This window comes from Psychrobacter sp. 5A.1 (assembly GCF_030407455.1).
In the GTDB taxonomy this organism is placed as follows: domain Bacteria; phylum Pseudomonadota; class Gammaproteobacteria; order Pseudomonadales; family Moraxellaceae; genus Psychrobacter.
Window position 1 is genome coordinate 42,237 of the sequence record NZ_JASDDJ010000005.1, and the last position, 15,720, is coordinate 57,956.

Genomic DNA, 15,720 nt, shown 5'->3' on the forward strand with positions numbered 1-15,720 from the left:
ATTGGGTTAAAACTCTATATTTCTAGTCAAGAGACTGCTTCGATGACAACCTCTAAACGATAAATAATCGTGAGCGTCCGTTCATGACACTTTAATGTAGCGCATCGCTTGTGCAATGAACAGCATCTTTGGTTGACTGCTGCGTTTGTACTCACAGCGCCCTTACTCGCAAGGTAAAGCCATGATAAACACATTGTTTAATTGTCTTTTACTACCGTTTTTCTAACGGCTTTTACCTCACTGATAAACAGCATGATGGCATATAATTTTGGGTGACAGTCACCAAAACTGCTACACTACATTTCAGCATTATTACCTTTAAACCTGACAAGAATAAGACAGATACCCTCATGCAAAATGACACGCAACAGCTTAATGACACGCTTATCAGCAAATCTCTATCAGCGGCCGATTATGTTCCCACTCTCGATGCGATGCTTGCCCGTACGCTTGTGCGTATCGATTTAAAAAAACAACAAGGACTGCGGACACCTGACGAGCTGTGGATTGTCGATCATAATGACGTCTATACGCTTGGACAAGCAGGCAAAGAAGAGCACATATTACAGCGCACTGACACCCCAATTATCAAGACTGATCGCGGTGGTCAAGTCACATGGCACGGACACGGGCAACTGGTTGTTTATTGGTTATTCGACTTACACAGCTTGGGCTGGAGTGTGCGCAACTTGGTCTCACATGCAGAACAAGCTATCGAAGATGTGATTAATGAGTGCTTACAAGATGCAGCGTTATCTAAGCCGACTAATATCAGTGCTCATGCACGCCGTGATGCACCCGGTGTTTATTTATATGCAGATATGCCTGAACCAGATAGCAATACCAATACGCCAACCAACGACACCTCTCTTGATGATAAAATCATGCTTGGGAAAATGGCCTCGTTGGGCTTTAAGATTAAGCATGGCTTTAGCTATCATGGTATTGCCGTTAATTTAAATTGTGACTTGTCCTCGTTCAATGCCATCAACCCTTGTGGCTATGCTGGCATGCAAATGTTGCGACTGTCTGACTTTATCAATATGCAAAAAGAGCCAGCGGCGCAAACCATTGAGCAAGTTGGCGATTCACTCAGCTATGAGACAGTGACTCAAAAACTTATCGATAATATTGCCAAGCGTCATGCTGGACTGATTGAGTTACGAGCACTCGCGCCCAAATAAATGCTTTGAGTCCATTTTTGCATAATCTCTTGCGCCCTTAGACTTAAGCAATATGAGAAAATTTGTAGCAAACTTGCTATAATCGCTGTCGGTACAATTGGTGCAGCGATGATATGACAATATTGCAGCCCAACCCTTATATATTATTCGAATATTTAAAACAAAATAGAACTGGAGCATTTTATGGCTGATTTTAATAAAATTCTAGACGCAGGCGACGTAGATGGCGGCATCATCAACGTAGTAGTAGAAATTCCAGCTGGTAGCAGCCACAAAATCGAATGGAATCGCGAACTAGCCGTATTTGAGCTTGATCGTATTGATCCACAGATTTTTGCCAAACCTTGCAACTATGGCTTTATCCCACAAACGCTTGATGAAGATGGCGATGAGTTAGATGTATTATTGCTTACTGAGCAACCATTACCGACAGGCATTTTCTTAAAAGCCAAAGTAATCGGTGTCATGAAGTTCGTCGATGATGGCGAAGTAGATGACAAAATCGTTGTCGTCCCTGCTGACGACCGTGACACAGGCAATGCTTACAACAGCTTAGAAGATCTACCAAAGCAGCTAATCAACCAATTAGAGTTCCATTTCAGCCATTATAAAGACCTGAAAAAACCAGGTACTACGGTTGTTGAATCTTGGGGTGATGTTGCAGAAGCCAAAGAAGTCATCAAAGAGTCTATCCAACGTTGGAAAGATTTATAATTTATCGAAGATTGGCAGAAATGCTGATAAAGATAGATAGTAAAATACCGCAGTCATTAAGGTGATTGCGGTATTTTTTTGCTTGAACATTGCTTATCTAACATGGTTATAATGAGCCATATTACTCATTCACACTCATACGCCGCAATAAGGACAGTCATGTTTAACCCCGACCCCAGCGCAAAGCCGGTCAATACAAAGTTGCCAAGAGATGTCATGATGATGATCGAAAAAAACAACTTGGTAATGGCCATCAAAACCTTGGCGGCAGACGAAAATATCAGTATGAATGACGCCAAGGATAGGATTGATGCTTATGAGACACAGCTAAAGGTAAAGCAGCAGCAGAAGCTCAATACTATCGCCAACAAGCAAGGTATTCCGAATCAGGCTATTAGTTTTGATAGAGAACCAGAAACGGAAGATAAATCTGATAAATTGGTCAAAAATCGTCTCAAAGCCAATAAGACAGGTAAATCGTTTAAGAACCTACAGGATGGTGTAGAGAGTCAGCTTGATGACTTGGGATATAAAAAACCACTACTGCCTTATTGGATGAAACGGTTGCTGGTTATCGCTGTCGTTGTGGCAGGGTTATTTTGGATACTGTGGCAAGTATTTGGTTAAAATTTTGTACCGAGTAATCATAGCTAATTTAAGTGGTTCCATTATATCGGTCTATTTTGAGTGGTTCATTAGCTCAAATAGAGGTCTTATTTAGCGGTTCTACTAGGGTATACCAATAAAAGCAATTGTATTAGACAGGCAAACATGCCTAGAATAAACAATCCTATGAAAGCTAAAATAGCTCTTTAAATTACTTATAAACTTAACCCATATACACGAAAAATGCATAAAAACCTCCAGCGATTTGAAGTATGCCTAAGTGCTTATAATCCACTAACTGGAGAATAAGCAATGACTACTCAATCAGTCTGAAAAATATTCAATTTTTATGTCATTCTCACTATAATCTATATGGCAAGTAAGCTTCCCCATTGTCCTTTTATCATAAATCGTTAATTTCTGATCTTTATTATTAACACTAAGTGAAAAACCTTTCTTCTCTGCAAGAAATTTTATGTTCTCAATATTTTCTGCTTTCGCATTGATTGATAACTCATGACAGAGATTCTCAATATCTTTAGAGTGAAAAATAAATGGGAAAATAGTGAAATTGCCGATTAATAGAAAAGATCCTAAGACTAATGCAATATTGATTAACTCATTTTTCAAATTAATTTTCCCTTATTCCATAAACAGCGTCAACCTCATCAATTGAGGGAGGGCTGCCTTTGTAATTAGAGGTGTTAGAACCTGTTACAGCTTCAATTACATTTCCCAAACCATTATGTGCCGCCTTATACATACTATAACCAGGTGATAAAAGATAATTTTAGCATCAAACAACAGCATCAAGAGCATCTTTCTCTGTCTAAACTAACAGATGCTACTGGGTTTCCATCTAATCCATTAAATATTAAGTCAACGATAACGTTATTAGCCATTTTGTAGTTAGAAATATAAAAACTATAGCAAAGTTTTTTAATAGAAGAATCGCTCTTAAGAATGTCCCTATAATATTCAATATTTTCTTCATCAAAACTTCGATCTAATTTATAATAAACAGTCTGATTGTAAGGTTCAATGTTCATATGTATTATTTCGCCATCAGGAATTTTGAACGGAAGGCGTTTTTTTAATTCACTATTTATTTTTTTAAGATGTGCTTCCAAACTAGGTAAGTCTGTATAACGATAGTTAGAATCTACCAATTTAAGATTCATTAACTCTTGATCCATTTCGTCAGATGCTTCTAAGGAGCTAGTAGTCTCTTCTATTCCGCTATTGTCCAAAGGGTTGTTCTCATATACCACCTTCTCTTTAGAATAAAGTTCATGCTCACTGCTAGACAATTTTTTTTCTTGCGCGATACGGATGTAATCAATAGCTGCTAACGCACAACCCAAACTAATAAATAATACAATGACTGCAATTAAACCTTTCTTAAAAGACATATTTTTATCTCTCATAACTGTCTGTAATAGAATTTTTAGTGTCATCTTTTGACATTACACCACCTAAACTTAGTATAAGCTCTTTCATTAACTCTCTGTCAGTTTGTCTATAGTCAATCCACTTTAAAGTTGTAACAACAGACATTGCTAAATAAGCGAGTTAGGTCATGTTCTAACCACCCTTGTCTTAATTTTTTTACCTCTGCCCATTTTTTCTCAATAGGATTTAGATCCGGACTATAAGGTGGCAACCACAACACTCGGTGACCATAACGATTCAATAGCTTTCAGAGCATCAGCTGTAGGCTCTGCACTGTATAGATAATCCAAACTGAATGGTTGTTTTACTTCACTGCTACAAGCTGCTGCTAAGCAAAAAAATAAAAATGGTATAAGTGATCTAATTACCAAAATTTCCTCCATGTTCTTTGCTTGGATGACGAGCAATAGAATTCTTGTATAATTGCCTCATAATAGTATTTTGATGGACTATTGATAAATGGTTATAGAAAAATTTACCGTGAGTGCTATCGTTTTTTATATGTCCAATTTCATGCGCAAGAATAGAGTTTATGTTAAATGATTTTGGAGAGGAAACTAGGCCGTGTCTTCATTTCAAAAATGGAGATAAATTGCCGTCAAACGAGAAAAATAGCGCAGATAATATCGAGATATTGACCAGCTATTTGACGATATTTAGCCCCTTCACATGACTATAGTCGATTCAATTTAAAAGTAGTACAAGGCAACCGAGTGTAGACGTATATTAAATACTTCAAGCGAGGTTAACGCAGTCATACTTTCATAGTGCAATGACTATATCGAGTGAATTAAAGACACGCCCTAGATTAAAGCATCAATCTATCAAATAGATACTAGCCAAAACGCTGTTGTAAATAAGCATTGATATCACTAGATTCATACATCCATTGGACATCTTCGTTTTCTTGAATACGTAAACAAGGCACTTTTATCCGCCCACCATTTTCAGCAAGCTCATTGCGAAATTGCTCATTGTTTTTTGCATCTCGAAGCTCAATAGGTACATTCAACTTATGAATTTGACGACGTACTTTGACGCAAAAAGGACAAGATTGAAATTGATACAATGATAAACCTTCACAAGCCTTATTAACGCGAGCTTGTTCTTCTTCAGTGCGTTTCATAGCATTACCTTGTGTCATGACACTTATACCAGCAATAATTCGTCCTAGACCTTCTCGTAACAATTTAACTAACATTCTTACCTCTTCAAATTATCTTATGTGGATTTTTTAACACTCAGAGAATGAGTGATCAATGTGCATTTATGTGGCTGTTAGGATTTTTCGGATGTGCAAAGCTTAATAATTAGACCATAGCAACTCAATTTTACTATATTCCCAACCGCCTTGGTTAGCCTCGTAAACGAAGCTTTTATTCTAAGGTGCTAAAAGTAAAACCCTACAGCGCCTAACAACCTCGTCGCATTGGTCATCAGATATCTAAAAAGCACCACTGCTCTACCCTTTCATATAAGTATTAATATCTCTTAAGGTACTAAAAAAGGATACCGCAGTATCCTCTTTGATCTTATATCAGAGCCAATCAATCTACTGTTTTAATGATACTCACCAGGAAGGATTCTGGCAAAAGCACGCTGAGCAAGGTTTAACTTCTTATCGGTAGTCAATCCAGCGCGGGTGCTTGGGAAAATACGATAGCCTATCGATTGAATGCCAACATTGATCGCTGGTGCCAATGAGTAAGTAGCTGACGCAAATTTGCCCATATTACTAGCAATGCTATTTGGCTTATGAACGATGGCTTTTGCAACCATCATTGCTGCTTCGTCAGGCATCAATGCTGGCATATAACGGTATAGCTTGGTTGGCGCAATCATTGGGGTACGTACAAGTGGCATAAAGATATTGGTTACTTTGATGTTATCGCCTTTGACTTCAGCAGCCAAACAGCGACTAAATGCATCTAAGGCAGCCTTTGACGCGACATACGCTGAAAAGCGAGGACTATTTGCCAATACCCCAATTGAAGATATATTCACGATTTGACCAGTCTGGCGACCAATCATCGTTGGCAAGAAGCCAAGAATTATTTTGACGGCGCCAAAATAATTAATCTCCATGGTACGTTCAAAGTCATGAAAACGGTTGACCGACTCATGCACTGAACGACGAATCGAACGTCCTGCATTGTTGACTAGTACATCGACATGTTTAAAGTCAGCCAAAATCTTTTCACTGGTTTTTTCAATCTCATCCATATTGGTAAGGTCGCATGGATAGTAGCTAGCCGCGCCGCCAAGCGTTTCAATATTTTCCTTGACCATTTTTAGCTTATCTTCAGTACGGGCCAGCAAAATAACATGCGCGCCACATTCACTGAGCAAAAAAGCCGTACGCTCGCCGATACCACTTGAAGCGCCTGTGATGATAATATTCTTGCCTTTGACGGCTTTGGTGATTGCTTTTTTCGAGAGATTGGCCATAAAAAGTCCTTTTCGTTTATTCTATAGTTATTGGTATTCGGTTATAGCATAGCAAAAAAATGTTGTATGGAGTGAACAAAACCATAGTGGGCGTTAGCTGACGGGATCTTTACAAATTTCGTCGTCAACATAAATATTTATAAATACATTTTTAGCTTATTGTTAATTACTAAGTGCTAAGTGCTAAGTGCTAAGCTTTTTTTGATTAATTATGAGGAGTACCTGCTTTGATAGACACACTAACTCACTATATCGACATAATTGCTAAAATGATCGAAGTCATTGGCGTCCTCATTATGTTTTTTGGGCTATTTCTTGCTTTATATAGGGCTTTTCGAGCGTCTGGTCATTTCAATAATGATACTTATGTTGAAATCAGACAGACCGTAGGCAAGTCTATATTGTTGGGGTTAGAAGTGCTGATTGCCGCTGATATCGTGGCTACAGTCGTCACCGAGCCATCGCTACGCAGCGTATTGGTGCTAGGTTTTATCGTACTGATTCGAACCTTTTTAAGCTTATCGTTACAGGTTGAACTAGAAGGTCGATTCCCTTGGCAAAATAGAAAACCTGCGCCTGAGAAACCGTCTGATACTGACAATCATACTGTGCCAATTGATAAAGCATAGCTGTTAGATAAAAGAGCTATCAAAAGGCAGTACGTAAAAAGCACTATTAAAAGTAATTAGCATGAGTTTATAAAACAAGATTTAAGCGTTTGTTATTCGTGCGCCTGCAAAAAAGTCTCGACCACTTTAAACTGTCCAGCCGTGCTTTCTTCGCCATACATCGCCTGTCTAAAGGCGTTAGAGTTTGGAATACCTGTCGTATACCATGCAATATGTTTGCGAGCGATACGGCAGCCTGAGTACTCCCCATAGAAATCATAAAGCTCTTGCAAATGGGCCAGTACGATCTCTTTTATCTCACTAACGCTTGGTGCCTCCAGACGCTCGCCAGTACGCAAAAAATGCTCAATATCGCGAAATATCCATGGTTGCCCTTGTGCAGCACGCCCAATCATCACCGCATCACAGCCTGTCATCTCATACACGTGTTGGGCTTTTTGTGCGCTATCGATATCGCCATTGGCAATGACAGGAATACTAATACTTTCTTTGACTTCGCGTATTAGCTCATAGCGTGCATTGCCTGTGTACATGTCTTCACGCGTACGTCCGTGAATAGCAATCGCTGCAATACCTGCCTGCTCAGCACGCTTGGCGACTCGTAAGATGTTTTCACGACCGTTTTCAAAACCTAGACGTGTCTTTAGCGTGACAGGTGCATCAACGGCATTGACCGTTGCATCTAACAATCGCGCGACCAAATCTTCGTCTTGCAACAATGCAGATCCTGCAAGCTTACGACAGACCTTTTTGGCTGGGCAACCCATATTGATATCAATAATCTGTGCACCATTATCAATCTGATAACGAGCCGCTTCAGCCAGTTTGTCCGGCTCAGCACCTGCTATCTGTGCCGAAATAGGCGCAATCTCATTGTCAAAATTAGCACGGTACAAGGATTTTTTGCGCGCATAAAGGGCCGTATCAGCGATGATCATTTCACTGACCGCATGACCTGCGCCAAATGACTTGCACAATCGGCGGAAAGGATTGTCCGTCACGCCTGCCATCGGTGCGACCATCAAACGGTTTTCAATCGTCAGGCCACCGATATTTAATGGCTGCAATAGCGGATGGTCAGACAAAGTCGAAGAAGAAGGTAAAACAGGAGAATCAATAGTCATAAAAAACGGCTTGATTTGTAAGGAAAACAAGCCGTTATTCTAAGGATTCGTGCACATAATGCAAGCGATTAACGTGAATAGCTTGCATAAGCATTACTCGTTTTTAATACATTCCATGTATTATTTATCAAGCACACTGCCCTGCTCTAGTGTGATGTCATCATCATGCTCTTGCATGCGCCACGGTAGACTATCAGGCGATACATTGAGGAAATGTAAATACTTCTCAAACTGATCAATAATATCATTAATCACTGATTCAGATTTGTAGCCGTATAAGTCATAGGTCTGACCACCACGGCGTAGATACACCTCAGCGCGATGATGATGCTCTTGTGGCAAGGTATCTGCACTGTCTTCAGTATAATAATCAGGCGCATCATGCTCAGATAGGCGCACCTCATACCAAAATTCAACATCGTCACCGCGCTGTAGCTCTAATACGGCTCGGTTATTGACCGCGTCATAGTTGACCTCAATCGTCCAGCCGGTTTCTGCAAATTTAGACGACACCTCCATCATCGAAGGCATAACCACTTCTTTGATATAGCTAAGAACCTTGTCACGCGTTGGCTTATCGGTCATATAATCAATACGCTCGCGCCATGCAGACGGTTTGAGTAAATGCGGCGGCAGTCTGTTGTCATTACCAAGGCTTTGATTACGATGTCCTTCGATACGCAGCGCACGCCACATACCAAACATAGAGATCAGAATAATAATCGCAAATGGTAACGCACTAACGATAGCCGCTGTTTGTAGGGCTTCTAAACCACCTGCAAGTAGCAATACTGCTGCGACAGCACCTTCAGTCACTACCCAAAAGCTACGCTGCCACCATGGTGTATCACTGCGACCACCTGCCGCTAGCGAGTCGATTACCAATGAGCCAGAATCCGATGACGTCACAAAAAAGGTAATAATCAATAAAATGGTCAACGACGACACAAATTCAGTAAACGGTAGATTCTCTAACAGTTTAAACAAAGCAATCGCTTGGTTGTTTTGTACTTCACTGATTAATGAGGTATAACCATCGACCATAATCATGTGTAGCGCGGTATCACCAAACACCGAAAACCAGAAGAACGTAAAGAAAGTCGGTACCAGCATGACACCAAGTACAAACTCGCGAATAGTACGACCACGGCTAATCTTGGCGATAAACAGACCTACAAAAGGTGCCCATGCAATCGTCCATGCAAAAATAAATAAAGTCCAGCTGCCGATCCAATTGCTATTCTCGTATGCCTGCAAGCTAAAGGTACGTTCAACGATGTTACCCAGATAGCTACCCGTATTTTCCATAAAGGCATTCAAGATAAAAATGGTCGGACCGACGACAAATACGAACAGCATCAACGCAGTTGCTAATAGCATATTTAAAATAGATAAGCGTTTTACACCCTTATCCATACCTGCCAACACCGATACCAATGCCGCGGCGGTCACCAAGGCAATGGCTATCACCTGTACGGTCGTATTCACTGGAATAATATCTGGCAGTAAATAATTCAACCCCGCATTGATTTGCGACACCGACAAGCCAAGACTGGTAGCAATACCAAACATCGTACCCAATATCGCAAACACATCGACTGTATGACCGATAGGGCCATGAATCCTGTCACCAATAATCGGGTACAGCGTCGAGCGTATTGATAGTGGTAGACCATGACGAAATGCAAAATAAGCTAGTGATAAACCAACGACACCATAAATTGCCCAAATATGAAAACCCCAATGGAAATACGCAATTTGCATCGCCTCTTTTGCCGCAGCAATAGTCTGCGGATCCGACATTGGCGGACTAGAAAAGTGCATTACTGGTTCCGCTACCCCATAAAACAGTAGCGCAATCCCGTAACCTGCCGAAAACAGCATGGCAAACCATTCAAGGAATCCGTACTCCGCCTCAGCATGATCAGGGCCTAGCTTGATACTGCCATAAGGCGAAAAGGCCAATGCGATAATAAATAATAAGAACAATGCTACTGCCAGCATATAAAACCAACCAAACGTTTCGGTGGTAAAATTCAGCACATCACTGAACAGCGCTCCCGCTGCATCAGGGTTGATAGCCGTACCAACCACCAATAACAGCATAATAATCGCTGCTGGCACAAACACTGGCAGTAAAATAGTCGAACGAGGTAATTTACTCATAAAAAATAATGTCCTCAAAATGAATCAAACGAACGTAGATAGGTATGATTTTTATCACACTCCTTTCAGAAACCCTAGGTAAGCACTGGATTCGTAACATTACTTCAAAGATTGTTACATGACTATTACCAAGCAATAAAAAAAAGGCAGCTTGTTAGCTACCTTTTTATTGATATAGACCTATTTGAGATTTATAACTGACATCTCAAGCGATATTAATGTTTCTAGGGCGTGTCTTCATTTCAAAAATGGTGATAAATTGCCGTCAAACAAGAAAAATAGCGCAGATAATATCGGGATATTAACCAGCTATTTGACGATGTTTGGCAAGATTTAGCCATTTTTAGCCCATTTAGATGACTATCGGGTGAATTGAAGACACGCCCTAATCTCTGATTGTATTTTATTTATTCAGCATCAATCACCGCTGCCAACTGCTTAGCCAAATTGGCCAACTGCTCTTGGTCAGCCATCACAGCGGCATGGCGACCCAGCTCATGAATACTGCTAGGAATCAAATGTATATGATAATGAAACACTGTCTGCCCTGCCTGCGCACCATTTAATTGCATTTGAATAATTCCTTCGCGCGCAAACACTTGGCGCTGGGCTTGCATGACTTTCTTAGACGTCATTAACACCGCAGCAGCATATTCAGGCTCCAGATCGGCTAAATCAACGGCCTTCTGTTTTGGTATGACCAATACATGGCCTTCTGCTTGTGGCATGATATCCATAAAGGCAAGGGTTTTATCATCTTCATACACCTTATGATAGGGAATATCACCGTCTAGCATTTTGGCAAAAATGTTGTTGTCATCATAAGTAGTTTGTTGATTCAATTCAGTCATTATTTTTCCTTTGAGGGTTTTATTATTAGTCAATTACTTGCTTCATAGTTATCTAAAATAGATGAAAGCGTCTGTCATATAGTGGACGAAATATAAGTTGAGTACAAGGTATTATCAAGTGTTTAATCAGAATCTATAATTCATACATTGAGTGCCATAACTCACCAATTTATTAGCGAGCCATGCCCTTAAAATGTTATATTAACCCTCTATTTTAATAACATGATGTTTATGGACTCGCCTACCTTGACGACTCAATCAGATGACAATCACGCTCATTCCATACTTAATGATACGCCATCAACCTCTATATCCGATGACACAGTGTCTGCGAACGATGCGGAGCAAACCAATGCTAATAATAACGCGCAAACCCTTGCGCCTAATACCATTATTTTGGCAGACGCATTAACTGATAAAACAATCGCTTGGCGGATTCATAACTGTAAAATCAGCAAAAAAACAGTCACTCAAGACCTCCCACTGCCCTTTCTATATCATTACGACAGTTTAGATGATGTAATTAAACAGACACATCCACTCACACCTGCGCTACTGGCTAAATTCAATATACCAATGACAGCTCATGAAGCTGCTCAATTCATTGGTATTAGTGAAGCGCTATTGAGTAGTCCGTGGCATGTTAAAGTCATTGGCTCATTGGTTGTCTTTAGTGAGAGTCTGCAACTAGCAGTACGTCTACATTGGACCAATACAGGCAAAGAGACGCAGCAGATATATACCAAGGAAGCCGCAGACGCGATTACGGCGGCTTTTAAAGACTGGCAGTTTTTTGGCCGAGTGGATGTACTCTATAAAAACACTCAGCAGACACTGGTCAGTATCGATGAACAAGCGCCAACCAACGATCAGATTATGAACATCGATGTGAGTGGCGACTATCAGCTTTTGCCGTCGACTCATGCGTTAGTGATTATCGCCAAACTGGATGCAGATAAAGTTGAGCTGCCGTGGTTTGAGACAGCGATACTAGAGCGTCTTGAATAGCACTTTTTTGACTCATCATTTATCATAAGCAACGAATTGTTTTTAGGTATTCATATCTAATGGTATGGTAACAACCTAGAATTATTCACTAGTCCTCACTCTCTATAAAAAGCACACTATCTCTATTAAAACTGAGGGTGCACACTTTAACAACCCCGCCTATTTGTAAGGAATATCACATGGATTATCGCTCAAAAACCTCTACTGGTGGTCGTAATATGGCAGGCGCGCGTGCATTATGGCGTGCAACTGGCATGACTGATGGCGACTTTGGCAAGCCAATCATTGCCATTGCCAACTCATTTACCCAATTTGTACCTGGTCATGTGCATCTAAAAGACCTTGGACAGCTGGTCGCGCGTGAGATTGAGCAAGCAGGCGGCGTTGCCAAAGAATTCAACACTATTGCAGTCGATGATGGTATTGCGATGGGTCATAGCGGTATGTTGTACTCGCTACCAAGTCGCGACCTGATTGCTGACTCTGTCGAGTATATGGTCAATGCTCACTGCGCGGATGCGTTAGTGTGTATTTCTAACTGCGATAAAATCACGCCGGGTATGTTGATGGCCGCCATGCGCCTTAACATTCCAGTGGTGTTTATCTCAGGTGGCCCAATGGAAGCAGGCAAAATCTTAGCCAGTACCGTTGGTAAGAGCCATAATACGGATAGTAGTGACAGCAGTGCTGTTCGCAAACTTGACCTCGTCGATGCAATGATGGATGCCGCTGATGACAGCATTAGTGATGAAGATGTGGCCGCTATCGAAGCCTCAGCCTGCCCGACTTGTGGTTCATGCTCTGGTATGTTTACTGCCAACTCGATGAATTGTTTGACTGAAGCTTTAGGCTTGGCATTACCGGGTAATGGCTCGCTACTAGCCACTCACTCACTACGCCGTGAGCTATTCTTAGAAGCAGGTCGCACCATTGTGTCATTGGCCAAACGCCGTTATGAGCAAGATGATGATTCAGTATTGCCACGCTCAATCGCTAGCAAAGCGGCTTTTGAAAATGCGATGACCTTAGATATTGCGATGGGCGGCTCGACCAATACTATTTTGCATCTGTTAGCGGCTGCTAATGAAGCAGAAATCGACTTTAAAATGCATGATATTGACCGTCTAAGCCGTGGTGTTCCTTGCCTTGCAAAAGTAGCCCCTGCCTCACAAAAATACCATATGGAAGATGTGCATCGTGCGGGCGGTGTCTTTGCCTTACTGGCCGAGCTTGATCGTGCTGGATTACTGAGCACTGACGTACCGACCATTCATAGTCCAACGATGAAAGCTGCTATTGATAGGTGGGATATCATGAACGCTGATAACCTTGAGGCGCGCGCACGCTTCCTTGCAGCACCTGGTGGCGTACGTACCACTGAAGCGTTTTCACAATCGAAAGAGTGGTCAAACCTCGACGTCAACCGCGAGTCTGGCTGTATCCGTAGTGCCCAACATGCCTATTCTACAGATGGCGGCTTGGCCGTATTGTATGGCAATATCGCAGAGCGTGGCTGTGTGGTAAAAACCGCAGGCGTTGACGAAAGCATCTTAGTATTTACTGGTCGCGCGCGCCTATTTGAGTCACAAGATGATGCTGTCGCAGCAGTGTTGGCTGATGATATCGTTGCCGGTGATGTGGTCATCATCCGCTATGAAGGCCCTAAAGGCGGCCCGGGTATGCAAGAAATGCTTTACCCAACGACTTACCTAAAGTCTAAAGGCTTGGGTAAAGAGTGTGCCCTACTCACCGATGGTCGCTTCTCTGGTGGGACATCAGGCCTATCAATCGGTCATGCCAGCCCTGAAGCAGCCGAAGGTGGTGCCATCGGTCTGGTTGAAGAAGGTGATACTATCCATATCGACATCCCAAACCGTACTATCAACATGCAAGTCAGTGATGCCGACTTGGCCGCTCGCCGAGACGCAATGGAAGCACGCGGACGCGATGCATGGAAACCTGTGAGCCGTGATCGTCATGTAACCCCTGCGCTACGTGCCTATGCTGCTATGACGACCAGTGCCGATACTGGTGCTGTCCGTGATGTGAGCCAAGTAGAACGCTAAAATGTGCATACTGTGTTTTAAGGTAAATAAACTATCTTAAAACACATAAACCTGAATACCTATGAAAAGCCTGCATATCTTATGCAGGCTTTTTTTCACCAAAAAACAACGTAGCAGACGTTTTAATAACGATTTTTTGCGGTAATAAATATTTTTAAACGTCATGATAAGGGTTATCAAAACTGCCCCCTTAAAAATCACGACGTGCCTACTCCTTATGATCGAAAACTATAATTTATTCTTATTAATTTGCGGTGTCGCTTTCTTACTAGGAGCGTTGTTTCCTATTATGTTTAAACGCACGCCCGTCTCCTTACCGATGCTACAGGTCAGCTTCGGCCTAATCATGGGCTATTGGTGGACGACCTTATCATTTTTAGATCCGATGGATAACGGTTTAATCATCGAAAAATTAACCGAAATCGTGGTGCTCGTATCATTGGTGGGCGCTGGTATTAAGATTGATACCAAGCTGTCTTGGCGATTGTGGAGGCCAACAGTACGCCTATTACTGATTACCATGCCGATTGGTATCTTTGCGATGGCCATTTTGGGATATTATGCGTTTGGTTTGAGCCTTGGAGCGGCTATTTTATTGGGCGCCGTACTTGCCCCAACTGATCCAGTGTTGGCGTCGAGCATTCAGGTAGGGCCACCTAATACGGGCGGCGAAGACACACCGCGCTTTACCTTAACGTCAGAGGCAGGACTTAACGATGGACTGGCGTTCCCTTTCGTTTATTTGGCTATAAAAATAGCGGAAGCGTTTAGCGAGGGTAATAGCTTCACTAGTGAGATGCTTTGGTCGTGGTTTACCCATGATGTACTGTGGAAAATTGGCGCAGGTTTGGTGGTTGGTATCGTCGTGGGTAAAGTCATGGCAAAGCTGGTATTTTCGAAATATAGCCAAGACACTACTATTTCTCAAGGCTATGTGGTCATCGCCCTGACACTTGTAGCATACGGATTAGCAGAGTATGTACACAGTTATGGGTTTATCGCCGTCTTTGTGGCTGCTTTTGCCTTTCGACGCTCCGAGTGCAAGCATACTTATCATCAAAAACTGCATGACTTTGCTGAGCAATCAGAAGGTTTATTGATGTCATTGGTACTGGTTATCTTTGGTATGTTCCTTGGCCAAGGATTACAGGCTGATATTGAGCTGACATGGCGTGTCTATATCGTCAGCTTTACCTTCTTACTCCTTATACGTCCGATTGGTGGTTTTATTGCACTATCAGGATTGAACTTACCTCGTACCGAAAAATACGCGATATCAGCATTAGGTATTCGCGGTATCGGTACTTTATATTATCTGTCCTATGCGCTCAATCAAGGCTTCTTCGCTGATAAAGATGCACTCAAACTGTGGATTGTTTGTTCAATTGTGATTTTGACTTCCATTTTTATCCACGGTCTAAGCGCAACGAAATTGCTTAAAATGACACCAAAATAAGCAGCATTGATTATCA

15 protein-coding genes are annotated in these 15,720 nt (G+C 41.8%); 7 read left to right on the forward strand and 8 right to left on the reverse strand.

The annotated features are described in order from the left end of the window. The first annotated feature begins 350 nt into the window (after positions 1–350). The 3 genes from lipB to QL982_RS02095 all read left to right on the forward strand — a co-directional run bounded on the left by lipB (position 351) and on the right by QL982_RS02095 (position 2,525). Entirely contained in the window at positions 351–1,184 is an 834-nt protein-coding gene (gene lipB / locus QL982_RS02085; RefSeq protein WP_290163427.1) for a lipoyl(octanoyl) transferase LipB, read from the forward strand. 183 nt (positions 1,185–1,367) lie between these two features. Beyond that, positions 1,368–1,898 carry an inorganic diphosphatase gene (locus QL982_RS02090; protein ID WP_193011041.1) on the forward strand — a complete coding sequence of 177 codons (531 nt, stop codon included), beginning with the start codon at positions 1,368–1,370 and terminating at the stop codon, positions 1,896–1,898. Between the two features lie 159 nt (positions 1,899–2,057). Continuing rightward, positions 2,058–2,525, forward strand: a complete 468-nt coding sequence (locus QL982_RS02095) for a hypothetical protein (protein WP_290163422.1) — start codon at positions 2,058–2,060, stop codon at positions 2,523–2,525. A 303-nt stretch (positions 2,526–2,828) separates the two neighbouring features. On the opposite strand, the gene QL982_RS02100 is transcribed toward QL982_RS02095, so the two are convergent. The 5 genes from QL982_RS02100 to QL982_RS02120 all read right to left on the reverse strand — a co-directional run bounded on the left by QL982_RS02100 (position 2,829) and on the right by QL982_RS02120 (position 6,404). After that, positions 2,829–3,134: a hypothetical protein gene (locus tag QL982_RS02100; RefSeq protein WP_290163419.1), complete on the reverse strand. Its 306-nt coding sequence runs from the start codon at positions 3,132–3,134 to the stop codon at positions 2,829–2,831. A 179-nt stretch (positions 3,135–3,313) separates the two neighbouring features. Further along, a complete protein-coding gene (locus tag QL982_RS02105; protein ID WP_290190138.1) occupies positions 3,314–3,931 on the reverse strand; it encodes a hypothetical protein in 618 nt (205 codons plus the stop codon). Positions 3,932–4,029: 98 nt separating this feature from the next. Beyond that, entirely contained in the window at positions 4,030–4,176 is a 147-nt protein-coding gene (locus QL982_RS02110) for a transposase (RefSeq protein ID WP_290190141.1), read from the reverse strand. 615 nt (positions 4,177–4,791) lie between these two features. Then, on the reverse strand, positions 4,792–5,082 hold the full coding sequence (locus QL982_RS02115) for a glutaredoxin domain-containing protein (protein ID WP_290166034.1): 291 nt from the start codon (positions 5,080–5,082) through the stop codon (positions 4,792–4,794). Between the two features lie 434 nt (positions 5,083–5,516). Then, a complete protein-coding gene (locus QL982_RS02120; RefSeq protein ID WP_290166036.1) occupies positions 5,517–6,404 on the reverse strand; it encodes an SDR family NAD(P)-dependent oxidoreductase in 888 nt (295 codons plus the stop codon). A 227-nt stretch (positions 6,405–6,631) separates the two neighbouring features. Between QL982_RS02120 and QL982_RS02125 the strand changes: the two genes are divergently transcribed. Continuing rightward, positions 6,632–7,033: a DUF1622 domain-containing protein gene (locus QL982_RS02125; RefSeq protein WP_290163036.1), complete on the forward strand. Its 402-nt coding sequence runs from the start codon at positions 6,632–6,634 to the stop codon at positions 7,031–7,033. A 92-nt stretch (positions 7,034–7,125) separates the two neighbouring features. Here QL982_RS02125 and dusB read toward each other — a convergent pair whose 3' ends face one another. The 3 genes from dusB to QL982_RS02140 all read right to left on the reverse strand — a co-directional run bounded on the left by dusB (position 7,126) and on the right by QL982_RS02140 (position 11,174). Next, the gene (gene dusB, locus QL982_RS02130) at positions 7,126–8,157 is read right to left on the reverse strand and encodes a tRNA dihydrouridine synthase DusB (RefSeq protein ID WP_290163034.1); all 1,032 of its coding nucleotides are present in this window, start codon (positions 8,155–8,157) and stop codon (positions 7,126–7,128) included. Positions 8,158–8,277: 120 nt separating this feature from the next. Next, the gene (locus tag QL982_RS02135; RefSeq protein WP_290163032.1) at positions 8,278–10,323 is read right to left on the reverse strand and encodes a BCCT family transporter; all 2,046 of its coding nucleotides are present in this window, start codon (positions 10,321–10,323) and stop codon (positions 8,278–8,280) included. 407 nt (positions 10,324–10,730) lie between these two features. Next, a complete protein-coding gene (locus QL982_RS02140) occupies positions 10,731–11,174 on the reverse strand; it encodes an HIT domain-containing protein (protein WP_290163030.1) in 444 nt (147 codons plus the stop codon). Between the two features lie 246 nt (positions 11,175–11,420). On the opposite strand from QL982_RS02140, the gene QL982_RS02145 reads away from it, so the two are divergent. From QL982_RS02145 to QL982_RS02155, 3 genes are all read left to right on the forward strand, one after another. Beyond that, on the forward strand, positions 11,421–12,182 hold the full coding sequence (locus QL982_RS02145) for a hypothetical protein (RefSeq protein WP_290163028.1): 762 nt from the start codon (positions 11,421–11,423) through the stop codon (positions 12,180–12,182). Between the two features lie 179 nt (positions 12,183–12,361). Beyond that, entirely contained in the window at positions 12,362–14,248 is a 1,887-nt protein-coding gene (ilvD, locus tag QL982_RS02150) for a dihydroxy-acid dehydratase (RefSeq protein ID WP_290163025.1), read from the forward strand. 217 nt (positions 14,249–14,465) lie between these two features. After that, the gene (locus tag QL982_RS02155; RefSeq protein ID WP_290163023.1) at positions 14,466–15,704 is read left to right on the forward strand and encodes a cation:proton antiporter; all 1,239 of its coding nucleotides are present in this window, start codon (positions 14,466–14,468) and stop codon (positions 15,702–15,704) included. The last annotated feature ends 16 nt before the right edge of the window (positions 15,705–15,720 follow it).

What these genes read in the sequence shown, in the direction of transcription:
- QL982_RS02105 (WP_290190138.1), bottom strand. Translation starts at nt 3,931, where the DNA reads ATGAGAGATAAAAATATGTCTTTTAAGAAAGGTTTAATTGCAGTCATT.
- QL982_RS02135 (WP_290163032.1), bottom strand. Translation starts at nt 10,323, where the DNA reads ATGAGTAAATTACCTCGTTCGACTATTTTACTGCCAGTGTTTGTGCCA.
- ilvD (WP_290163025.1), top strand. Translation starts at nt 12,362, where the DNA reads ATGGATTATCGCTCAAAAACCTCTACTGGTGGTCGTAATATGGCAGGC.
- QL982_RS02155 (WP_290163023.1), top strand. Translation starts at nt 14,466, where the DNA reads ATGATCGAAAACTATAATTTATTCTTATTAATTTGCGGTGTCGCTTTC.
- QL982_RS02115 (WP_290166034.1), bottom strand. Translation starts at nt 5,082, where the DNA reads ATGAAACGCACTGAAGAAGAACAAGCTCGCGTTAATAAGGCTTGTGAA.
- QL982_RS02120 (WP_290166036.1), bottom strand. Translation starts at nt 6,404, where the DNA reads ATGGCCAATCTCTCGAAAAAAGCAATCACCAAAGCCGTCAAAGGCAAG.
- QL982_RS02095 (WP_290163422.1), top strand. Translation starts at nt 2,058, where the DNA reads ATGTTTAACCCCGACCCCAGCGCAAAGCCGGTCAATACAAAGTTGCCA.
- QL982_RS02140 (WP_290163030.1), bottom strand. Translation starts at nt 11,174, where the DNA reads ATGACTGAATTGAATCAACAAACTACTTATGATGACAACAACATTTTT.
- dusB (WP_290163034.1), bottom strand. Translation starts at nt 8,157, where the DNA reads ATGACTATTGATTCTCCTGTTTTACCTTCTTCTTCGACTTTGTCTGAC.
- QL982_RS02090 (WP_193011041.1), top strand. Translation starts at nt 1,368, where the DNA reads ATGGCTGATTTTAATAAAATTCTAGACGCAGGCGACGTAGATGGCGGC.
- lipB (WP_290163427.1), top strand. Translation starts at nt 351, where the DNA reads ATGCAAAATGACACGCAACAGCTTAATGACACGCTTATCAGCAAATCT.